This window comes from Streptococcus cristatus, assembly GCF_001578775.1.
In the GTDB taxonomy this organism is placed as follows: domain Bacteria; phylum Bacillota; class Bacilli; order Lactobacillales; family Streptococcaceae; genus Streptococcus; species Streptococcus cristatus_A.
Window position 1 is genome coordinate 135739 of the sequence record NZ_KQ969062.1, and the last position, 1072, is coordinate 136810.

2 protein-coding genes are annotated in these 1072 nt (G+C 35.1%); both read left to right on the forward strand.

Features of this window, described 5'->3' with window-relative positions:
• The coding region (locus tag SCRDD08_RS00665; RefSeq protein WP_196756156.1) for a hypothetical protein at positions 1 to 564 on the forward strand (564 nt) is incomplete at its 5' end.
• A gap of 14 nt (positions 565 to 578) precedes the next feature.
• Positions 579 to 1052, forward strand: a complete 474-nt coding sequence (locus tag SCRDD08_RS00670; protein WP_061421991.1) for a hypothetical protein — start codon at positions 579 to 581, stop codon at positions 1050 to 1052.
• Positions 1053 to 1072 lie beyond the last annotated feature (20 nt).

The window sequence follows — 1072 nt, forward strand, 5'->3', positions numbered from 1 at the left end:
GGTTTGGACATCAGTGGTAAGACAAATCCGGATATTCATGTTAAAGGTGGCTCTGCGGATTTGGATATGCCGAAGGTGAAGGAAGTTGAAACTCCTAGTAAATCTGGAAGTACAACACCTAGTGTCGAATCGGCTCCTTCTAAGGAACTCATTCCAGGCACTCCAGAACATAAGGCGCAGAGATGGATTGATTATCAAAATCGAAATGGCAAATGGACTTATGAAAGATGGAGTAAGCAGTATGATACCAATATGCAGAATGCTTCGCATGGATTGAAGAGAGAACAAGAATACCGAGAGCATCTAGGTGGAGATTCTATTATTATAAAGACTGACTATACAAGGAGACAAATTGATATTGCGAATGGTACATCTCTAAAACAGTTAAAAACAGGGAAAGTATCATTGACGAAACAGGCAAAAATAGATATTCAAAAAGATATATGGTTAATGAGTCGAGGTTATCAAGTAGAATATGTTCTTGAAAAAGGAGCTTCTAAACCATTCTTGAAAGCGCTAGAAGATAATAATATTCCATATACAATTGGATCCATAATTGATTAATGAGGAGGCATAAAATGCAAGAAAAAAAGAAAATGCAAGAAAAATTTGATGAGTTCATCTTTTATATTGATGATCTAGTTGATGAAATCAAGACTGCTGCTAATGTTCAGGGGTTTAATTTAGATTTATCTCTCCAGAGTCTTAGCGATTTGGCTTATTATATAAGAAAAAATAATATTGTTAATGATCAAGAACATATTGCAGAGTTTCTTAATTGTTGGGTTTATCTGGGCGAAGTATTCAGATTACATGCTAACGGTGCTGAGTGGACCGTTGGGGTGAATGAGCCTAAGAATATAAATTATGGTCTGTATTATTTGACAGGGTATAATGAAATAGACTCAGAATTTATTCCAATTCTTTATGTAAATAACTTTGCACAGAGCAAAGATAGGCTGGATAATGATTTTTTCTATAAATTAGTTCAGTCTAGCATCAACCCGGAACCGCCTGTAAACTTAGATTATTTGCCAACAGAAGAGGACTAGTAATAAGAAGATAGATTTCA

Excerpts from the sequence above, each read along its gene's own strand:
- SCRDD08_RS00670 (WP_061421991.1), top strand. The coding sequence starts at position 579 with ATGCAAGAAAAAAAGAAAATGCAAGAAAAATTTGATGAGTTCATCTTT.